Raw genomic sequence first — 21,887 nt, 5'->3', positions numbered from 1 at the left:
GCTACGCTGCACTTTGTACAGCAGAAATGGCGTTTGAGCCGGTTCCGAAGATCCACAGTGCAGTTTGTGCAATAGAATGGGGCCTACCCACGACAATCGAATCTCTTTCGATTAAATCTATTGTATTTTCTGCAGCGTAGCCCTCTAAACGCTCCCCAATTCCCTTTTCTATTGCACAAACTGCAGCGTAAGCACCATCGCACCAGCCGTCCCCGACTCTCCCCCTATGAAAACAAACCCTGTTAAAGATGCCAATACATCTCTACCCACTATCACGTCAAAAACAAAAAAACAGATCACCCTCCGTAAAGGATGATCTGCCATCTGTCTTCTAAAGCCTCGAATTTATAGCTTTAACAATTTGAAAATAACGGATGCAGCCTGCGCACGCGTGGTGTGCTGCTTTGGCTGGTAGCTTCCATCGGTAAAGCCATTGATGAAGCCGGCCTCCTGCATCGCCCCTACCGCTTCAACCGCATAGGCTGAAATCGCGGCTTGATCCTTAAAGGCTTGCCCCGGAGTACCTGCGCCTGATCCATTGCCGTTAATGCCCGCAAGGTCCACAGCTCGGGAAAGCATGACCGCCATGTCCTCTCTCGTAATGGATTCGTTAACACCAAAGGAGCCGTCCGGTTTCCCTTTTACGATACCGAGCTTCTCTGCGGAGGCGACTGCCGCGTAATACCAAGCGCCTTCTTTCGCATCGCTAAAGCTGCTGCTTGCTTGGTCATCCAGGAGTCCAAGCGAGCTAACCAGCAGCTGGATAAATTCTGCTCTCGTTACCGCTCTGGCTGGTTCAAAAATACCCTCGCCAGTCCCGCGAACGATTTCTCTTGCAGCCAAAGCTTCAATCATCGTTTGCGCCCATGCCGCTTTTTGGAGATCGGTGAAGGCAACATTCGCATAACCAGCCGCATACCGGCTGAAGTGCTTCGGCTTAAAGCTGATCATGCCTGTAACTGCATCGTACTGCACATGGCGTACAACCTCGAGCTTTCCGTCATCGCCAATGTAATAAACAACGATTTTATGGGCTTTCTCGCCTGGCTGGAGCGCATATTTCATCTCCACGGTAACAGGCTGGCTTGCATTGAAATCGCTGACTTTTTTGCCGTCTACGCTCAGTGTAAAGTCGAACACCGGATACCCTTCCACTTTCTTCTTCACGTTCTCTGGAAGCTCCGAAGCATCCACCCGGCTCACAGCCACTTCAACCTGCTGAGAGCCTGCCGTCAAAATGCCTGCCGCAGCTTCTGTGCCAAAGGAAATCGTCACCTCACCCGCTGTCACTGCCACTTGAGTGATGCCTTGCGAGCCATTCAGCAGCTGCTGAACAGGAATGGTTACCTTTGCGCCGCCATTCGCGGTTCCAACGCTTGGTTGAACATTAATGTTCAGCGTAGCGGAAGTAGTTGTCTCCAATGCTTTCTTCAAGTCAGCCTCTGACACGCTGGCATTCAATACGCCACTTGCATCTACCGTTGTTTTGACCAAAATGCTGCCTTCGGCAACTTGAACCGAATCACCATTCGAGCCGGATCCGCCGTTGCCGCCCGGGTCCGTCGGCGTGCCGGGATCCACCGGCTCTGCTGCTTTGGTTTTTACCTGCAATGCCAAGGAGAGCTCGGAAACGCCGGTACTGTTAGCCGCAGATACCTTGTAATAATACGTGGTGTCTGCGCGGAGTCCCGTATTGGTAAACGACGGGGCAACCAGCTCATCCACGTTGATTTTGACATACACGCCATCCTCTGTATCCGAACGATATACGCTATACGTAACGGTTTGGCCGGCAGTCTCCTCCCATGCCAGCTTCACAGAAGTAATATCCGTCTCGACGGCCTGCAGTCCGCTCGGTACGCCTGCCGGAAGCTCCTTCGTCTTCACCGCAGCGCTCTCGGACAATGCCGATTCCATCGCGTCGTACACCGCCGAAACTTTGTAGTAGTATGATGTATCAGCAGCTAGGCTGGTATCGGTATACGCATTGGTCAAAATAGCAGCGTCATTCACTTTGACATAGGTTCCGTCTGCCGTGCCGGAGCGATATACGTTATAGCTTGCTGCTTGGGCAATTTCTTTCCATGAAAGCGTCGCAGCGCTTTCCGTCACGTCACTGGCGGTAAGCTGTACTGGAGCGTTAATTTCATGTCCGTACACCTTTACTTCGCCAAGCTGCGGCGTGTACCAGTTGCTTGGGTTGTTATGAAGCACCGCATCCACCAGCTGAACTCTAACATACCTTGCGGAACCCGTAAGGGCATCCGAAGTAAAGCCGTAACGCGTATTTTCCGTCTGATCGAGCGCGACCGTATAATGTACGCCGTCCATGCTCGTTTCAACCTTGTATTTGTGGTAAGCCTCAGAGCCGTTGTACAGGAACCAGGAAATCTGGATACTGCTCAAGCTGTAGGCTTTGCCCAAATCGACCTGCCACCATTTTGGCCACGTATTATTTTCGCCGACCCAGCTCGTCGTGTAATCGCCGTCGTTCGCGTATTGCGGACGATTCACGCCGCTCCAGTCCGTTGCGGCTGCAGGCTTGCCTGCGGATAGAAGCTGCCCATCGGTTATTGCAGCTACGATGCCTGTTGCCGGGTCTACCGTAATCTGATCCGCATAATCATAGGATGCCGTCGCGCCATTGAAGTTGATTGGCAGCCAAACGCGCTTCGAAAGCTTGAGATCGGCAGGCTTCCATTGGTTCGACATCATAATGTAGGAGGTTGCTTCCGTGCCTTGAATCGTCAGCACGCCGCCCGATTGTCCGCCAAACGTAGAAGCATTGCCGATCTTTTGCGGCTCCGTCCAAGGCCCTGTAATCGACGTTGCGGTTGAGTACGTTCCTTGTGAAGGCCGCCAGCCTGCCGCTCCGGAGGAGAACAGGAAGTATACGCCGTCATGCTTCACCATGGCAGGCGCCTCGCGATGCTTGCCGGTATAGATTGTGATTGCACCCGCGGATTCATCTACGGTCAAATAATCGCTGGAGAGCTTATACATTTTCAGATCCGAATTCGTATTCGTTGATGAGATCAAATAAGCCGATCCGTCTTCATCCACGAAGGTCGTAAGATCCCTGGAGTCATTGCCAAGCGGACGGAAGCTGCCTTGGAACACGAAAGGTCCCGTCGGCGAATCCGATACGGCTGCGGCAACTCTTGCCACCGTATAATCCACTGCATTCTCGTAGTGGAACCAAGCCACGTATTTACCGGTAGATTGGTTGTAAATGACGCTCATCGCTTCCAGCTTGCTTGCCGCAAGCTCTGCATGCGATTCATCGCTCAGCAGCACCTGCTCCTGCAGCGTCCAGTTCTTAAAGTCATTCGATGTATAGACGATCATATCCGTGAAGCGGAAGCCGTCCCCTACTGTCGTATAGTAATACCAGGTATCCCCCACTTTAAGGTAGCTGCCGATCGGCATGACATTGCCATCCGTATCGTACCAAATGTTGTTGCGGTTATCGAAAGTAATGGATGATGACGGCACAACAAAGGTTTTGGCGCTGACCGCCTCCGACAGCCCGGAGCCGCCGCCAGCGTGATTCGCTTTCACCTTATAGTAGTACGTATTGCCGGAAGAAACGCCAAGATCCTCATAAGCGGCTGCTCTTCCGTTATACATCTGCATGTATTCGCCGTCTAAGCGATCCGAACGGTAAAGCGTATAAGAAGCTGCATTCGGCACCGCGTGCCAGCTAACATTGATGCTGGTTGATTCTGCCGATGATTGAACCGCCTCAGCCGTTAAGCCCTGCGGCGCTGCCAACGCCATATCCGAGGTAAATACCTTCAGCTCATGCAAGCCTCGGTACCAGGTAACCAAGTTATTCGCGTTGTTCGTGTGACCGTATTGCCCAAGAATCGTCAGCTTCACATAACGGTATTTCCCAGTCAGCTTATGACTGTTGAAGGAAGGCGTCCGATTCGCGCTTTGATCGATTAGAACCGTATAGCTTTGATCATCATTGCTGCCCTCGATTTTGTAGGTGTAATAAACCTCTGAGCCGTTCCACTCTCTCCAGCTCAAATCGATTCGGCTGAGATCATACTCCCGCTCTAGATCAACCCGCCATGTCGTCGGGAAGGAAGTGCTGCCGGAGTCAAAATAAGTATCATAATTGCCGTCGTTTGCAGCCGATGCCCCATAGCCTGATGCCTGGGAGCTTGCAACGGCTGGCTTGCCTTGCGACACAAGCAAATCCTTAGGTGTCTCAAAATGTCCCGTTGCCGCATCCAAATCCCATTCGCCGGAATAGTTCAGTTCCGCTAATCCGTTATCCAATTGCAGCGGAAGCCAAATGTACTGGGATTCCATTAGCGCGGTCGGTGTCCAGCGATCTCCTACATAAACATAGGATGTCGTGTCCGATCCGTACACGCTTACGATAAAGGAAGATTGCGTGTAATACGTTGCCGGGTCCCCGAACTTTTTCAATGGCGACCATGCGTTTTTATCAGCCAGATTCGTTGTTGTGGCGTACATGCCCTGATTCGGATACCAGCCCGATAAGCCGGAGGTGAACATGTAGTAGATTCCATCCTTCTTCACGATAGCCGGCGATTCGCGCTTTCCGCCCGGGAATGCGGTATACAAGAACTCATCGACATACAGATAGTCATCCGTAAGACGGAAAATATTCATATCGGCATTATTATTAGAAGAAGAGAAGAGATAAGCCTGGCCGTCATCATCCTGGAATACGGTGAAGTCTCTCGACTGCATGCCTCCAGGCTGGAACCGGTTGACGTACGTATAGTCACCGTCGACGGTGTCGGATACCGCTACTACGACATTCGCTTGGTTATAGTTGCCGGACTCTTCCCAGTGTCCCCATAGGACGTACTTGCCTGTTTTTGCATTATAGAGCACCTTAGGCCGCTCGATCTTAGCGGATGCCAGCTCCGGATGAGCGGCAGGCGTCAGCACCGTGTTGCGGTACTCCCATGATTTCAAATCCTTCGAAGCATAGATCGATACGCCTTTCAGCACCGCTGAATTATGGCCCTTATCCTCGCCGAACCAATAGTAAGTATCCTCGACCTTAATGATATGGCCGCCGTGCGCTTGAATCATGCCGCCTTCGTCGTCATACCAGAATTCCCCGTTGCGGATGGTGCCGCTGTTTGCATTAGCATTCATGACCGTGACCGCTGCTTGCACGCGTGTGCTTGCGCCTTTAACGGTACCTGCTGCCGTAAAAGAGCCCGCTGCCGCATACTTAGCCGCGTCAATGGCATCCCATTCCACTTCTACGGTTGTATACAAATTGTTGGTGTAGTCGATCTTTACCTGCCCGGGAAGCCTTGGCGCGAAGCCAACCTTCGTCGACACCTTCAGCACATCAAGCGTTCTTGGCGTGGACAAGCGGTTTACCAGCTCGCTCCACTCCGCTTCCGTTATCGTCTTGAAGCTGCCGGATATCGCGCCTGCCGGCAATGAAATGCTCGCCGCATCCTTCGCCCAGCCGCTAGTCCCGTTTGTGCTTGCGTAAAGAGACCAAGCGGCGTTCGCATACTCGTATTTGTACCATTTGTCTTCGGAAATGAGCTTGAAAATGTTTAGCGAAGCAATATCCGTTATCCCGGCATTGCTGCTGAGCTCCGTCCACGTTCTGCCGTTGCGGCTAACCGCATAATACAGCGTATCGACGCCCGACACGTTTCTCTTGAAAGCGAACAAATAACCGGAGGACGCGTCCTGCTCCAAAATCGTCACATCAAACGCTCTGGTTTCCGATTGCGTGCCCCGCGAGATCGTTGCGGTCAGCGTCACATTTAGATCGCCCTCTCCCATAGCCGGACGGCTGACCATGCCATCGGGTCTGAGATTAACCGGGTAATCGGATTCCCAGCTGATAACAGTCTGGTTCGCGCCGGCTTTCGGCAGCGCAAGCTTAGCCGTTACCGCATCGGCATTCGCAAGCTCGAGCGCCGCTTTATCAACCGTAACCGCGTCCTCATCCGACAGCTGTGCCAAAACCTGAACCGTGAATGTCTTCACATCGGCCGCATTGCCTCGTTTTATCGTGGCAGTCAACGCAACCTCCGCATCCGGTTCGCCGAGCACGGGACGGGTTACGACACCGCTCGAACTAACAACCGCTGCGTCAGCGGATTCCCAAGTGATTTTCGTCCCGCTTGCCCCTTGCGCAGGAAGCTTCAAATCCGACATGACCGCGCTTGTATCGCCCAGCGTCAATGCATCCTTATCGGCCGCTACCTTAGCGGTATCTTCCGCAGCCGTAAACAATGCGATCTCAGCAGGGCCGAGACTGCGGTTGAAGACATAGAAATCGTCAATCTTGGCATCCATATACGGATCCGCGCTAAACATCGAGCGTCCGATATAGTTAAGCGTCGTGTTGCCGAGATCCTTTGGCCGGATCGTTACGTTGTTGTTGCGCGCAACCTCCGTGCCGTTTACATATAGCGTCGCCGTACTGCCGGAAAGCGTCACCGCATAATGCACCCATTCATTCGCCGTCTGCTGTGCCGGGCTGACCGTTGCATACTGCTCGCTTCCGCCGTTTTTGAATACAAAACGGCTTGCGTCGCCGTCCGTGCTTGCCGTTAAGAAAATATAATTATTCGTACCGAGTCCGATATCGAAGATACGTCCCCATTTCTTGAGCGTATCCTGCTTCACCCAAGCGGTAATGGTCATATCGTTTAATCCGTTCAAAATGCCGTTTGGCAGCGTAACATGATCGTTAACGCCGTCTAGATCGACTGCGCCGCCCGTTCGGCCAGCCGTCCAAGCCGCTCCGTTAACTAAATTGGCTTTGGTCTGGTTGCTGCTTGCGGCAAGCGGCGCTGCCGTTGTCCCGGAAGTCTCGTCAAATGGATAGGCTGCGATCATTCCCGGGAGCAAATCCGGCGATGCAGGCAATACCAAGACCGTCGTCACGCTGATCGTAGGCGCCACCGCTTCATATTTATCCAGCTCCGAGGAAATCCGGTAATAATAGGTGACGCCTGAAGCAAGCCCCGTATCCGCAAAGGTCTTCTCCGTCCCGTTATATACCTGCGCGAAATTAGTATCCGGCTGCGTCGAGCGATAGACGCGGTAAGTCGATGCTCCTACCTTATTCTCCCACGTAATCGTTGCTGTCGTGGACGTTACGTCTACGGCCTGTACATTCGCGGGAGCCGCAGGCACGGGATTGGCAAGGCTCCGAAGCTGGACGTCATCCAGGCCAGACTTCTCCCATCGGGAACGGAAGCCCGCTTTGCCTGAGGACAGGGAGGCATCCGTCACCTGCGCAATCAGCTTATTGTCGACATACCCTTTAATGACGCCTCCTTCTACGACCAAGCGCATCGTATACCACTGGCCCGCCGTAACGGCGGCCGGATAGTCCAGAAGCGTTGTAACGGTTCCGCCTACTTTTTTGGAAAGGGAGAACTTACCGTCCCCGAGTTGAAACAAGTAGTAGTTGTTCAGATCCGTATAACGGGCCAATATGCCCGGAAAAGAACCGCCTGCTACCTTCTTAACCTTTGCCTCATATATATAGTTGCTGCCTGAGCTGCTATCAATGGAAGCAATGGCTTCATCGCCGCTGCTTACGTTCAGCATTTTGTTGCTGGCATTCGCGGGGTCATTCGCCACGGTCAAGATGGACGTGTTGTTCAGCGTCCATCCCGTCGTATTTCCATCCTGGAAATCATCCTCGAATAACACGGCTGATGGCTGCGTAACCTGCGGTTCAGCGGGAGTCTCCTCTGCCGCGGAAGCATAAGCAGGCACTACGCTTGAAAATACGATTAAAAAGGCCAGCAGTAATCTAGATAAGGCTGGTACGGATTTCATTAGGCACGTTTCCTCCATTCAATCGAATTGGAAAGCTTCCGGAAAGAGCTTCATCCCTCGGCTTGCCATGGATTCAAATCACCGATTACTTTGTAAGCGCTGTCTTTCTTGTTTATAATCAAGGCTGCCTCAGCGGTAGAACCTACCTCTGAGACAGCCTGCTTCAATCGATTATTTAATTCCTTGCGCCTCTACATAAGCAAGCCATTGTTTTGTATATTCAGCTTGGATTTTCTCAAGGCCTGCTTGCTTCGCTTTTTCCATAAACGTGTTCAAGCCGTCTTCCACGTTTTTCACAAGACCCGCATTAAGCGGGAACAGGTATTGCTTCTCCACTTGCTCAAGCGCTGCTCTCTCTGCTTGGTATGCCGTGTAATCTTCAGCGAAACCAGTGAATTTATCCGGTACTTGGATTTTATCAAGCTCGTCGAAGATTGCTTTTACGCCGTCATAGTTTTTGTCGAACAACATGAACTCAGGGTTTCTCCAAGCCCAACCGTTCATGCCCTCGCGAGGGAAGCCGTTGGTGTTCGAATCGCCGAGCATGGAGTAGTAGCCGTCTTTCACTTCATAGTTTTTGCCTTCTACGCCGTATTGCGTAAGCAGGTTATAGCGTTTGTCGGTAACAAGCTTCTCGTAGAACGCAAGAGCGCGCTCTGCGTTTTTGCTGCTAGCCGGAATAGCGAAACCGTTGTGGATCGGGTGAACCGGTGTTGCGATTCCGTTTGTTTTCGGGAACGGGTGGTAGCCAAGCTTCCAGTCCGGGTGAGTCGATTGAATTTTGATAACCATGTCGTTGAAACGAGTCGGGTTGTCACCCAAAATAGCAGCGGCTTTACCGCTTGTAATTTGATCTTGCAGCGTGTCTTTAACGGCTAGAACGTTTTTCACCATGTAGCCGTTATCTTGCCAGCGTTTCAACACCGTCAAATGTTCTTTTTGCTCGTCAGAACCCCAGTAGGAGTATACATCGCCCGGTGTTGCATAATTCACGCCAATGCCGTATGGAAGTGCGCCGATTGGAGCGCCTGCGATACCTTTGAAACGGTCCATCAGGTTTGTTTTCACATCAGAGTTCATGGAAAGCGGTGTTACCATTGGTTCGTTTTTCTTGATGCCATCCAAGTACTGCTCGAAAGTCGCGATATCAACCGGTGTAGGCAGGTTGTATTTCTCGCGAAGATCTTCGCGCCATACAAAGCCGTCTGTTACGTACTCTTTATACGTAGCTGGTACAGTGAAAATTTTACCGTCGATTTTCACGGCTTCCCACATCTCTTTTGGCACAAAAGAATTAAGCGTCGGCGCTGCTGCTGGAAGGATTTCGTCCAGTGCTTGGAAAGCGCCTTTTTTGGCATAGGATTGGTATTGCGTCCATTCAGCCGTGAAGATCAAGTCAACTTGTTGGCCTGAACCAAGAAGAAGCTTATACTTTTGATCCCAATCCGTCCAAGACGTGTAGTTGAATTTAACCGTTGCGTTCAAATCTTCCAAAGCCATTTTGTTCACTTGCTCTTGGATAGAAGCGATGTCTTTCGGAGCATCACCCAGCATGTAAAATTGCAATTCCACTTTTTTCGATGTATCGATTGCCGGTTTTTCCGCGCCTTCGTTTGTCGTTCCTTCGTTCGTTGTGCCCTCTGTCTCTGTTGGAGCGTTTGTAGCATTGCCGCTATTTCCATTGTTGTTCGATCCGCAAGCCGCTAATACCGTGATCAGAACGATGAGCGATAGAAACATGGAGACCGCTTTTGCTGCTTTCTTAGTCATGTGAATCCTCCCTTTAATAAGTACTTATCTATGTTAGCTACACCCGGAATTATAAATCCCTTGTCTAGTTCTAACCTTTCACCGCGCCAATCGTCAATCCTTTTACAAAATAACGCTGAACGAACGGATACAGGAACAGGATCGGTCCCGTAACGATAATGGACATCGCCATCTTCGTCGATTCGGTCGGCATATCGGAGCCCAAGGAAACGCCGGTGCCCGAGCCCATTTGTGCGATAAAGCTCATGGCATTAATGACGTTGTACAAGTAATACTGCAGCTGGTACTTGGTCGTATCGTTGATGAACAACGAAGACGTAAACCAATCATTCCAATAATGAAGCGCCAGGAACAAGCCTACGGTCGCGATACCCGGCATCGAGAGCTGAAGCACAATCCGGCTGTAAATCGTAAAGTCGTTTGCTCCGTCGATTTTCGCGGATTCGATCACCTCATCCGGCACAGCCGAGCGAATGAAGTTTTTCATCAATATAATGAGGAAGGGCGTCATCAGGCCCGGCAAAATCAATACCTCAAGCTTATCGGTCAGCTTCAAGTACTTGGTCATCAAGATGTACCAAGGCACGAGTCCGCCGCCAAACAAGGTTGTGAAATAAATCATGAAGGAGAAGAAATTACGGTATTTGAAATCCTTGCGCTGCAGCACGTAACCCGCCATTGTCATGAGAAACAGACCCAGCGTCGTGCCGATAACGGTTGTCAGCGTCGTAACGCCGTAAGCCGTTAATACCTGCTTCGGAAAGCGGAACACCGTCTCGTAGCCCTCGAAGGAAAAAACGGTCGGGATCAGATTGTAGCCGTCCCGTATGATCGCCTCATTTTGCGTAAAGGACGCGGAAATGATGAGCAGGAAAGGAAACAAGCAGGCAACCGTCGAGATAAGTATGACTACGAAAGCAATGAGCCGAAACCACTTCATATAATTGTCGTCTTTGATTTTCATGGGAACCTCCTACAGTAAGCTGGGCTGGTAGCGTATGCTTCAGATCGTTTAGAACAAGGCGTACTCGTCGTTGATTTTCTTGATGATGTAGTTAACAGTCATGATAAGCACGAAACCGAACAGCGATTGATAAAGGCCTGCTGCCGTCGACATCCCGATATCGAACGTTACTTTCAGGGAGCGGTACACATACGTATCGAGAATATCCGTTGTATTGTAGAGCACGCCGTTGTTGCCGATCAGCTGGTAGAACAAATCGAACTGGCCTTTCATGATACTGCCTAGGGCGAACAGCAGGAGCATCACGAACGTTGTTTTCAGCATCGGAACCGTAATGTACCAGATCCGTTGGAAAATGTTCGCGCCGTCGATTTTGGCAGCCTCATAATACTCCTCGCTGATCCCCGTAATCGATGCCAGGTAGATAACCATGCTGTACCCGATATTTTTCCACAGGTAGAAGATAATAATGAGAAAGATCCAAACCCAAGGCGTATTGTATACGTCAACCGATTCGTATCCGAAGGACTTTAGCGTCGAATTCAGAAATCCGCTTTCGAAGTTGAACACGTTGTATACGATAACGCTAAGAATAACGAAGGAAACAAAGTATGGAAGAAACATGATCGACTGCGTCAGCTTCTTGAACCACTGCAAGCGCAGCTCGCTTAGCAGAATCGCCAGCGCAATCGCGAGAACGTTTCCTAATAGAATGAATACGACGTTGTAACCGACCGTATTTAACGTGAGCCTAGCAAGAACCCCCGATTTCCATAAAAACTTAAAATTGTCGAGTCCAACAAATTGGCTGTTGAACAAGCTGGTGTTGAAGTCGAACCGGGTGAAGGCGTAGTAGACGCCTACCATAGGTACATACGAGTTAATTAGGAAGAAAATAAGCGCCGGCAGCAACATAAGGAAGAGCAGGCGGTTCGTCACGAGTTCCTTAAGCAGTCCATTTTTTTTCAACATGCAGATGATGTCTCCTCTCACAGCGTTCGTTTCTTTTTAGTGTTGTCTGGTCTGTTCTCACTTTACGGCTCCGGCGTTTTCAGCGAAAGAGAAAGAATGCAAAGTCAGTGAACGAATTAGCGAAATGAACAGTGAACGATTTAAACTTTTATGGATAAACAGGCCATTTCCTAGGGATAACGCACTAGCGTAAACGGCTGTAGCTGTCCTTTTTGACGGCAATAACTCGTTTAGCAATGAAATATTAGAATCCAGATAAGCCTCGAGAACTTATATTTTCAGAAAAAAACCGCAAACCCGTTTGCTCGAATAGGTATTCGAGACTAACGAAGCCGCGGTTTTCTGGATAAGGCCTTACACTTTTTGTAGAATCATGACGCCGTGAGGTTCGATTTCCACCGTCGCGCTCACCTGTCGGTTCGTTAATAGATCATGATAGACCGTATTTTCGAGGGAGATGGTCGCTTGATGGCTGTTATGATTCAAAACAAACGTATAGATTTGATCAGCCTTGACGCGCTGGGCGAGCTCAACGCCCGCATCCGCCATAAACGGGGCAGCAATCTGGTGTTTTTCGCAGAGGGTCCGGATCAGGTCGCCAAGCAGCTTTTGCTCGGGAGCCGTTGCCACGTAATAAGCCTCGCCCTTGCCAAAATCATTCACCGTCAGCGCCGGCATGTCCGCATAGAAATCGGTGCCGTATGTACCGAGCGCTCTTGCTCCCTCCAAATGGAGAAGATCGCACAACAAGCCGCATTCGTACGAGCCTTCGATATGACCATAAGCTTCGCCAATCTCGATGCTATTGCGCATTTCAGGCAGCAGGCTGTCGATTTCCTCGACCCATAAGCCAAGAAGGCTGCGAAGCTTGCCCGGATAGCCGCCGAGCGTAACCAGATCGTTCTCGTTTACGATGCCGCTAAAGAAGGTTGTAATAAAGATCCCGCCATCGCGCACAAACGCTTCGATCCGCTCGCCTACGCCTGGCTTCAGCATATACAGCACGGGAGCAGCGACAATTTTATATTTGGAAAAATCACTGAGCGGACTGCGAACATCCACAGCCACATTCTGATCGTAAAAAGCTTTGTAATACTTCTGCGCCTGATCCAAATAGTTCAGATCGACGCTTGGCCCGCTCGTCATCTCTACCGCGTTCCACGTATCAATGTCAAACAAGAGCGCCACTTCGGCATGAACCTCCGAGTCCAGCAAACGGTCGCCAAGCTCGCCGAGCTCGCGTCCAAGCGCCGCGCATTCCCGGAATACGCGGGTATCCTCATGACCGACATGCTCGATCACGGCGCCGTGATATTTCTCGCATGCCCCGAAGGAACGGCGAAGCTGGAAGAACATGACCGTATCGGCGCCATGCGCCACCGCTTGATAACTCCAAAGCCGCATCACGCCTGGGCGCTTCAAACTGTTATAAGGCTGCCAGTTCTGCTGGCTCGGCGTCTGCTCCATCAGCATGAACGGCTTTCCGTCCTTTAAGCCGCGCATATAGTCATGCCGCATGGCCACGTTAGCCATCGGTTCATTCATTTGCGGATAGCTGTCCCAGGAGACGACATCCATCGCTTCGCCCCATTTTTTCAGATCAAGTCCATTAAATAGGCCCCAAATATTCGTCGTAATCGGAATATCCGGCGTTACCGCCTTCAGCACCTCATATTCACCCTGATAACAGCCGAGAATCGAATCGGACATGAACCTTTTATAATCGATAGCCATCGGCTGAAAATTGCGATTGTCGCCGTTCAGATTGGATGGCGGCACGATCTCTTCCCACTCATAAACGGTATGGCCCCAGAAGCTCATATTCCATTCGGCGTTCAGACTGCCGATCGTCTCGTATTTCGTCTTCAGCCACTCGCGGAACGCTTCCGCGCAATGACTGCAGTAGCAATGGGTGCCGTATTCATTGTTAATATGCCAGATGAGCAGCGCTGGATGATCCTTGTACCGTTCGGCTAATTTATGCGCAAGCTGGCCGGACAGCCGGCGGTACGTCTTGCTGTTTGGGCAAAAGTTTGTACGCGCGCCATGCGTCCGCTTTCTTCCGTCAACGTCGACCGGCAGCACATCCTCGTATTTGCGCGACATCCATGCCGGCTGGGCCGCTGTCGATGTGGCTAAGCAGGCGTATATGCCATTTTCGGCTATTAAATTCAGCAGCTTATCGAGCCAATCAAATTGAAAACTTTCCTCTGACGGCTGCAGCTTTGCCCAGCTGAAAACAGGCAGTGTAACCACATTGATTCCCGCTTCCTTAAATAATCGCATATCCTCATGCCATATTTCCTCCGGCCATTGATCCGGGTTATAGTCTCCTCCGTACCAGATCTGTTGCAGCTTCGAATTAATCATTTCTTTACGGCCCCTTCCGCCAATATCATGGAATTCCGTGACATTCTAACGGATGAAACGGAGCTTTGTCATCTAAAATAAGGCGTTTCGCCAATAAGTTCACTCCTGTACGGATTGTTCACTTTTATAAAATCAGGTTCATTCACCTTCATTTATTTGGTTCATTGCACCCAGCGTCAAGTGAAGATTATAATGATGAATGTATTTGAAGGTAACCGAGTGAAATATTCAAACTAATTGCGTGAGTTCACAGCTTAATCGGCTCGGACAATGGGAAGCGCTTCCGCAAGCTTCATACATACAAAAAGAGGGGGATTGAACTTGCCAGCCGTACAATTAAAAAACAACGGAAAACTATACAGTAAGCTGCTGTTCACAATCACTTTGTGCATTGTCCTTACTTTATTGGTATCCTCCTTGTTTTATTTTTTCACTTACATGCAAATCGATTTGAAGAAAGCTTATCAATCCGACGTGAGCAATCTCACCCAAACGAGCAAAGAAGTCATCAGCATGACCGAGAGCGCCCAGTCCGTTTCCTTCCAAATCTATCGGACCTTCACCGTCTCCAAGCTCATGTTCTATAATGAGCCCAATATTTACGATGTCACGGCAGCCATGAACGAATTGGAAAATTATTTAAGTTCCATGCCTTTTATTGAATCGATCTATGTATACAACTCGGCGAACGGCCAGTTCTACACCGCCAGCCGGCAAGGTGAAAGCGGAACCTTCAATAAAGAGGATCTCGCGGACCAAGGCATTCTCGATATTCTCGACAATTTCCAGAAGTACCGTCCGTTCACTCCGATTCCGAGAACCTACACCACGGTCAGCTTAGCCGGCGAGCAGCTTACAAAGGCTTATACATATTTAGGTTATGATGCCATCGGCAAAACGCAGAAGATCAATTCCGCCGTCATTATTAATATCTCTTCCGCTTGGATTAATAAAGATATTGGCGCCAACAAAAACGATACCGAGGGAAAATCGTATATTTTGGACAATCAGGACCGCCTGCTTTCCGGAGATACCCTTGCATCCAAAAAACTAAATGAAGCGGACGCCGCCTTCATTAATGAACGAATTAAAAACCAGGATTCCGGTTACGCGGTGACAAACTTTGAGGGTAAAAAATCGCTTATTTCGTATACCTCGCCCGATTCGCTGGAATGGCAATATGTGCGCGTTACGCCATATAAACAAGTCACCAAGGCGATTTATTCGATCCGCAATACGACGATACTCATCGCGGTCGTTATTCTAGTCATTGGCTTGTTAATTTCATGGTTGCTGTCCCGCATGCTTTATCGCCCCATCCATCAAATTATGGACAAAATGAACATTCTCGAGACCGAGAAAAGAAACAGCTCCTATACGATCAGGCAAAATATGCTGCGCAGCCTTATCCAGGGCTCCCAATCGCTGCAAACGAGCACGCTGCAGCAGAAGCTCTCGCATAGCGGGATTACCTTCGACTTTCATTCACGTTACCGGGTCGTCATGCTGAAAATCGACCAGCTTGCCGCCTTGAAGCAAACACGCGGCGATGACCTGCATGTATATAAATTTGCCGTCATGAACATAGCCTGGGAGATCGGCCTAAAAAACTATCGCGTGGAAACCGTCGATATGGACGCGGATTATGTGATCATGCTTCTGAACCGGCTGGATGATTCCGAGGAGCCTGACGACGAGCTGCTGCGTTCCGTGCTCACCCAAATCCAGCAGTCCTCCCTCGATTATTTGAAAATCGGCTTGTCCGTCACATACAGCCCGGAGGGCTTGCAGGCCCAGCAGCTGTCCAATCTTTATAAGCTGGTGAAGGAAGCCTCGCAGCACCGGTTGTTTTACGGGCTTGGGTCGCTTATTGACGCACAGGATATCATCTCCTTGAAATCGAAGGAGTATATTTTTCCGGTCGACAAAGAGCGGAAATTAACCGATGCGCTAATGACTTCAAAAACCGAGGAAGCAAAAAAACTGTTCGCTGACATCGTTCAGGAAACAGCGGATTATCCGATTCATGTCGTCCAGCTTGCCATATCGCATTTGACGATGACGGTCAACAACATTTTGTTCACCATTCAGAAAAACAACAGCCTGGACGTTGAGGCCAGCCTCAGTATCCATATTCCGACGCCGGACCATTTTGAAACCGTTCAGGAGCTGAATGAAGTGTTCTTCTCGTTGTTCGATGACATTCAAACGAAGCTGTCAACGAAACGCTCCACGAAGCAGGGCGACCTGATTCGCAAAATCAATGAGCTGATCCACAAGGAATACGCCAATCCGAATCTCAGCCTCAACTGGATCGCCGATGAACTAGACATGTCCTCCATTTACTTGAGCCGCGTTTACAAGCAGCAGACGTTAGCCGCCATCGTCGATGTCATTAATAACGTTCGGCTGGAGAGAGCCAAGGAATATTTGGAGAGCACCGATTGCTCCATCGTAGATATCGCCGTAAAAAGCGGCTATACGAGCAGCTCCTATTTCCATCGCATGTTCAAAAAGAGCTTTGGCGTCACGCCTTCCGACTACCGCAAAATGAAGCTTGGCTAATAAAATCCTTCGTTAACTAATAAAAGCCGAACAGCAGCAGAATGACTCTGCAAATGCTCGGCTCTTTGTTATGTTAGGTATGAATGACCCGCTCAGTCCCAACGGGTTAAAATAATCGGACCATCCTTCGTAATGGCCACCGTATGTTCGAATTGAGCCGCCCAAGCACCGTCACGGGTACGTGCCGTCCATCCGTCCCGGGCAATATAGACATCGGCTCTGCCTGCCGTAATAATCGGCTCTATCGTAATGACCATGCCTTCTTCCAGCATGATTCCTTGGCCTGGGATGCCGCTGTGCAGAACATCAGGAAATTCATGCATGCTTCTGCCGATGCCATGGCCGACGAATGCCGTCACCACCTCAAAGCCGGCTCTTTCCGCTCTCGCTTGGACCGCATAGCCGATGTCGCCCAGCCGGTTACCAAGCACAGCCTGCTTTATGCCATCCTGCATGGCTTGCTCTGCTGCCAGCAGCAGCTTTTCCGTAGCCGTATTCGTCCTGCCGATTGCGTAAGTCCATGCCGAATCTGCCTTCCATCCGTCCACATCCGCGACCATATCAATGGTGACGATGTCGCCTGTTTCCAGCGGCTCCGAATCGGGAAAGCCGTGACAAACAACCTCATTGACGGAGGCACACGTAGCAAACGGATAACCCTTATACCCCTTCTGGGCCGGCGTGGCCCCTCGGTCAAGCATGAACCGCTCTACAAAACGATCGATTTCCTGCGTGGTGACGCCTGGCGCTATCCTTTTCGAAAGCGCTTTGTGACAGGCAGCGACAATACGGCCAGCCTTGCGAATTCCCCGAATATGTTCCTTCGTTTTCAAATCCACTGCCATGTGTGTACTAACCTCCTTAAGGTTATGCGCTAGCAAAATCCACTCCGTTAGCATGGACTTCGGCTTTGCGGCAGCAAACTCCGGCTCGGCAAACGAAGGCATCTACATAACGAGTAGATTTGTCTATGTATAACTTATTCGCGAAAAAGGAGACACATTCCGATCAGATATGGCGAATTTAAAGATAAATCGCTCGGAGGAGGCATAGCTTGGCTGCTCTTAAATCATTTCTGCTGCAGCCTGATGCCTTTCGCCAGCTAGACTGTAGAAACTACAACGTAAATCAGTATTTTCGGCTTGAATCCGAGCTACAGTGTAGAAAATACAATCCCATCGAGCAAATTAGCTCATAATTGCCGTATTATCAACGTTACTGCGGATTACCATTGCAGAAACTGCAACGTAGCCGAGTAAACTCATTTTTTAGCGGCGTTACATTGTAGAAACTACAGTGTAGCCCAGCCCTTTCTTTCGAAGTGTAGGTAGAGTAATTGCTGTGCAAAGAAAACCGGCGCTTGCTTCAATTCGCATAGCTTAGCTGCTCTTAAATCATTTCTGCTGCAGCCTGATGCGATTCGCTAGCTAGACTGTAGAAACTACAACGTAAATACGTATTTACAGCGTGAATCAGAGCTATAGTGTAGAAAATACAATCCCATCGAGCAAATTAGCTCATAATTGCCGTATTATCAACGTTACTGCGGATTACCATTGCAAAAACTGCAACGTAGCCGAGTAAACTCATTTTTTAGCGGCGTTACATTGTAGAAACTACAGTGTAGCCTTGGTCTTTCGTTCGAAGTGTAGGTGGTGGAGCAATTACTGTGTAAAGAAAAATGGTGCTTGCTTCAATTCGCATAGCTTAGCTGCTCTTAAATCATTTCTGCTACTGCCTGATGCGTTTCGCCAGCTAGGCTGCAGAAACTACAACGTAAATACGTATTTTCGGCGTGGATCAGAGCTACAGTGTAGAAAGTACAATCCCATCGAGCAAATTAGCTCATAATTCCCGTATTATCAACGTTACTGCGGATTACCATTGCAGAAACTGCAACGTAGCCGAGTAAACTCATTTTTTAGCGGCGTTACATTGTAGAAACTACAGTGTAGCCCAGACCTTTCGTTTCATGCGCTGGCTATCCTGCACCCTCAACCTTGAGCAACTTCGTCCTTATCGGACTCACATTTAACCAGCTGCCCTCTGTAATTGCATGAACATATCGCATCCGAGTCCTTCAACACATTCTGATAGGATTCTATACTTGCAAGAAAACATTATAAACAACTGATTTCTAAAAAATGGCCTCTATTCTGCAAAAGTACAGGAGAAAGATGGAATGTGTTTTAGTTTACGGTTGAGTAATTCGTGTTTAGGCGTTGGTGGGTTGGTCGTTGGTCGTTGGTCGTTGGTCGTTGGTCGTTGGTCGTTGGTGGTTGGTGGTTGTCTATTTACTCATTCGTTCACTCGTTCATTGGTTGGTGGGTCGTTTGTTCTCGGTTGGTTCGTGGTTCGTGGTTCGTGGTTCGCTCACTCTCTCGCTGGTTGTTTGAATTGTTCGAGAAAAACAAAAAGACTTTGCATCCTGCCGGGTGGCGGTTTGCAAAGCCGTATTCTACATATTCTGCTAACTGACCGAGGAGTTGATTCTGCCTAATTCATTTTCCACCAATGTCGTCAATTCATCCTCGTAGCCCCCGGTAATCCGGTACTTACGAATATACTCTTTAACAAATTTACGCGGGTCCTTGGGTTGAAAAATTCTCGTGAGTTCCTTCAGGCTTTCCTTGACTTCATTCTGGCTATGTTTCGCCATGAAATCCCCTCCCCTTTACGTTGGATGGTCGTCCTAAACAGCGTTATACGAAACCGACGGTGATTACACCGCAAGAACCCCCATTTGGTACAGGCAACTCCATGGCCAATGAGTCACAATGTTCACATTTTTCTTACTATTATAACATTTTCATTTCGAATAGGAAAGTTAACATTTATTAATCTCGCGGCGCTGCTTGTTCGGAATTAACATCCTTAGCGTGCCCGCCATCCATTGATTTTGCTGCAATAAACACGTTTGGAGACGAGGCATCGTCAGGCTGGTGAGACGTTGAAGATAGCCTGTCTTTACGAAACATTCTTAAATACGCAATGACGCCAATGATGGCAACCACTATTCCGAACGCTAACACCAATGTCGTCACCCAGCCTTGAACCATGTCCTCGCCTCCTTTCGTATACTACATTTATCGGAAAAATAGCGCTAAACATTAATCCCTTCGAAAATCGTTAAACTTTCCATATATTAGGTATTATTATAACGAATCAGAAGCAGGCAAGCAACTTGGTCATAAAGCTGCCTAAATAATGCGGTATGCCCCGGTTCCAAGGCAGAGCAGCTTGCCGCTGTCATCCTTGACCCGGGCTTCCAGCGTCAGCGTTCGAGACGTGCGATGAACCAGTTCCGCCTCGCAAAGCAGCACGCCGCCCTTGCTGCTGGCGAGAAACTGCGTGTTAAGATTCGCGGTTACGGCACGCTCATCCGGCGCAGCCAGCATCACGACGAGCCCCATTGCATTATCGAGCAGCGACATCAGCACCCCGCCGTGAACGATACTGAGCAAATTATGGTGCCGGTTCGAAGCATCGAGGCAAATCGTCGCTTTGCCGGCATTTGCCTGCACCACCTCGCAGCCGAGCTCGCCCCAGAATGTTGCCTGTGCACGCTTGGCGAGCCTTGCCAAGTGACCGGCCTGATCAGCCTGCTGCACAAACCAATCCTCATCTATGCCGCTCACTCTCCTTTATCCTCCTTTGCCTTCCTCTGCTCCGCCTCCTCCTCTTGAAGCTTTCGACGAAGCACCTTGCCGATAATTGTTTTTGGAAGCGTTTCCCTGAAGGCATAGTGATGCGGTACCTTATAAGCTGCCAACCGTTCTCTGCACCAACGGTCAAGCTGGCTGCTCGATACCTGCCAGCCTTCCTTGAACACGATAAACGCTTTTACCGATTCCCCCCTATATTCATCCTTCACACCGATCACGGCTGCTTCTCTAACCGCTGGATGCTCGAACAGGACCTCCTCTACCTCCCGGGGATAAATATTGAAACCGCCTGCGATGATGACATCCTTAATCCGGTCCATAATCGTAAAATAGCCGTCCTCATCCATCGTCGCGAGATCGCCCGTATACAGCCAGCCGTCACGCAGCACTTGATCGGTTTCTGCCGGCTTGTTCCAATAGCCCTTCATAACCTGCGGTCCGCGCACGATGAGCTCTCCGAGCTCCCCGACAGGCAATCGCGCACCTGTTTCCTGGTCGATCACCGCTGCTTCCGTATCGGGAAAGGGCACGCCGATCGTACCGATTTTTCGCATTCCCCATATCGGATTAGCATGCGTGACGGGCGATGCCTCCGACAAGCCGTAGCCTTCGATGAGCCTGCCTCCCGTCAAAGCCTCGAACTTCTCCTGCACCTCGAGCGGCAAAGCGGCCGATCCGCTTATGCACACGTTAATCGAAGAAAGATCTGTTTTGGCAGCCGATTTATGATTGATAAGCGCCACATACATGGTAGGCGCCCCCGGAAAAATAGTAGGCTTTTGCCTGTTGATTGTCTGCAGCACCGTTTCAACCTCGAACCGCGGCAATAAAATAAGCGTGCCTGCCCGAAGCACCGACATATTCATTAATACCGTTAATCCAAATACATGAAACAAAGGCAGCGCCGCAAGAAACCGCTCCTTCGCATCCTCCGCCTTATAGCACCAAGCAGAGGTCTGCATCGTATTGGCAACCAGATTGCGATGGGTTAGCATGACGCCTTTTGGCGTCCCGGTCGTGCCTCCGGTATATTGCAGAGCAGCCAGATCAGCACCCTTAGCAGGCTCCGGCAGCCGGTCGGCGGAGCTCTTCCCTGCCAGCAGCTTCTTATAAGCAATGACGCCTAGGCTTCCGTATGGAATCTCTGCGCGGAAGCCTTCTTTCCGCTGCTTAAGCGGATAAAGCAGGCTTTTGGGGAACGGCAGACCGTCCTTAATCGATGTGATGACGGCATGGCGCAGCCGCGGCAGCGGACCTGTCGCCGGCTGCTCCCCCCGAACCCGGGCAAGCCGCGGATAAAGTAGATCAACGGTTATAATCGCGACGGCTCCGCTATCCGCCAGCTGAAGCTCCAGCTCGCGCTCCACGTACAGCGGATTCGTCTGCACGACGACGCCGCCTGCAAACAGCACGCCGTAATAAGCGATGACGGTCTGCGGACAATTCGGCAGCATAATCGCCACGCGGTCTCCTTTGGCAATGCCGAGGGAGAGGAGACCGGAGGCCAGGCGGACGGCAGCTTCATACAGCTCGCGATAAGTTAATATTTTGCCAAGAAAATGTACGGCAGGATGATTCGGATGCTTCAGGGCAGCGTTGATTAGGAATTGGACGATGCTCTGATCGGGATAGCTCTGCGAAGGAGAAACCTCCTTCGGATAATGACGAAGCCATGGACGCGCGTGCTCTTCGGCTTCACTCGAGGGCTGCCCTTGTAAAGACGGGTCTTCCGGTCTGAGCGGTTCCATTCATGCTCTCCC

The 21,887-nt window shown here is 50.2% G+C and carries 11 protein-coding genes; 1 reads left to right on the top strand and 10 read right to left on the bottom strand.

Translation table 11 applies throughout. The annotated features are described in order from the left end of the window. Positions 1–345: 345 nt before the first annotated feature. From MRBLPE1_RS24720 to MRBLPE1_RS24700, 5 genes are all read right to left on the bottom strand, one after another. On the bottom strand, positions 346–7,821 hold the full coding sequence (locus MRBLPE1_RS24720) for an immunoglobulin-like domain-containing protein (protein WP_364150506.1): 7,476 nt from the start codon (positions 7,819–7,821) through the stop codon (positions 346–348). Positions 7,822–7,992: 171 nt separating this feature from the next. Beyond that, a complete protein-coding gene (locus MRBLPE1_RS24715; protein ID WP_364151494.1) occupies positions 7,993–9,597 on the bottom strand; it encodes an extracellular solute-binding protein in 1,605 nt (534 codons plus the stop codon). 64 nt (positions 9,598–9,661) lie between these two features. Further along, positions 9,662–10,555: a carbohydrate ABC transporter permease gene (locus tag MRBLPE1_RS24710; RefSeq protein WP_364150503.1), complete on the bottom strand. Its 894-nt coding sequence runs from the start codon at positions 10,553–10,555 to the stop codon at positions 9,662–9,664. Positions 10,556–10,603: 48 nt separating this feature from the next. After that, positions 10,604–11,527 carry an ABC transporter permease gene (locus tag MRBLPE1_RS24705; RefSeq protein ID WP_308997325.1) on the bottom strand — a complete coding sequence of 308 codons (924 nt, stop codon included), beginning with the start codon at positions 11,525–11,527 and terminating at the stop codon, positions 10,604–10,606. A gap of 354 nt (positions 11,528–11,881) precedes the next feature. After that, positions 11,882–13,897 carry a beta-galactosidase gene (locus MRBLPE1_RS24700; protein ID WP_364150499.1) on the bottom strand — a complete coding sequence of 672 codons (2,016 nt, stop codon included), beginning with the start codon at positions 13,895–13,897 and terminating at the stop codon, positions 11,882–11,884. A 321-nt stretch (positions 13,898–14,218) separates the two neighbouring features. On the opposite strand from MRBLPE1_RS24700, the gene MRBLPE1_RS24695 reads away from it, so the two are divergent. Further along, entirely contained in the window at positions 14,219–16,462 is a 2,244-nt protein-coding gene (locus tag MRBLPE1_RS24695) for an AraC family transcriptional regulator (protein WP_364150496.1), read from the top strand. Positions 16,463–16,554: 92 nt separating this feature from the next. Here MRBLPE1_RS24695 and map read toward each other — a convergent pair whose 3' ends face one another. The 5 genes from map to MRBLPE1_RS24670 form a co-directional block, all read right to left on the bottom strand. Next, positions 16,555–17,307 carry a type I methionyl aminopeptidase gene (gene map, locus MRBLPE1_RS24690; protein ID WP_364150493.1) on the bottom strand — a complete coding sequence of 251 codons (753 nt, stop codon included), beginning with the start codon at positions 17,305–17,307 and terminating at the stop codon, positions 16,555–16,557. A 1,625-nt stretch (positions 17,308–18,932) separates the two neighbouring features. Then, the gene (locus tag MRBLPE1_RS24685; protein ID WP_054026245.1) at positions 18,933–19,121 is read right to left on the bottom strand and encodes a hypothetical protein; all 189 of its coding nucleotides are present in this window, start codon (positions 19,119–19,121) and stop codon (positions 18,933–18,935) included. A 178-nt stretch (positions 19,122–19,299) separates the two neighbouring features. After that, the gene (locus tag MRBLPE1_RS24680) at positions 19,300–19,521 is read right to left on the bottom strand and encodes a hypothetical protein (RefSeq protein WP_364150490.1); all 222 of its coding nucleotides are present in this window, start codon (positions 19,519–19,521) and stop codon (positions 19,300–19,302) included. Between the two features lie 141 nt (positions 19,522–19,662). Next, positions 19,663–20,100, bottom strand: coding sequence for a PaaI family thioesterase (locus MRBLPE1_RS24675; protein WP_364150488.1), 438 nt, complete (start codon positions 20,098–20,100; stop codon positions 19,663–19,665). Next, entirely contained in the window at positions 20,097–21,875 is a 1,779-nt protein-coding gene (locus MRBLPE1_RS24670; protein WP_364150485.1) for a long-chain-fatty-acid--CoA ligase, read from the bottom strand. Before MRBLPE1_RS24670 ends, MRBLPE1_RS24675 begins: the two co-directional genes overlap by 4 nt. Positions 21,876–21,887 lie beyond the last annotated feature (12 nt).

The organism is Paenibacillus sp. LPE1-1-1.1, assembly GCF_040676435.1.
Taxonomy (GTDB): Bacteria; Bacillota; Bacilli; order Paenibacillales; family Paenibacillaceae; genus Pristimantibacillus.
This window is presented reverse-complemented; position numbering and strand designations above follow the sequence as displayed.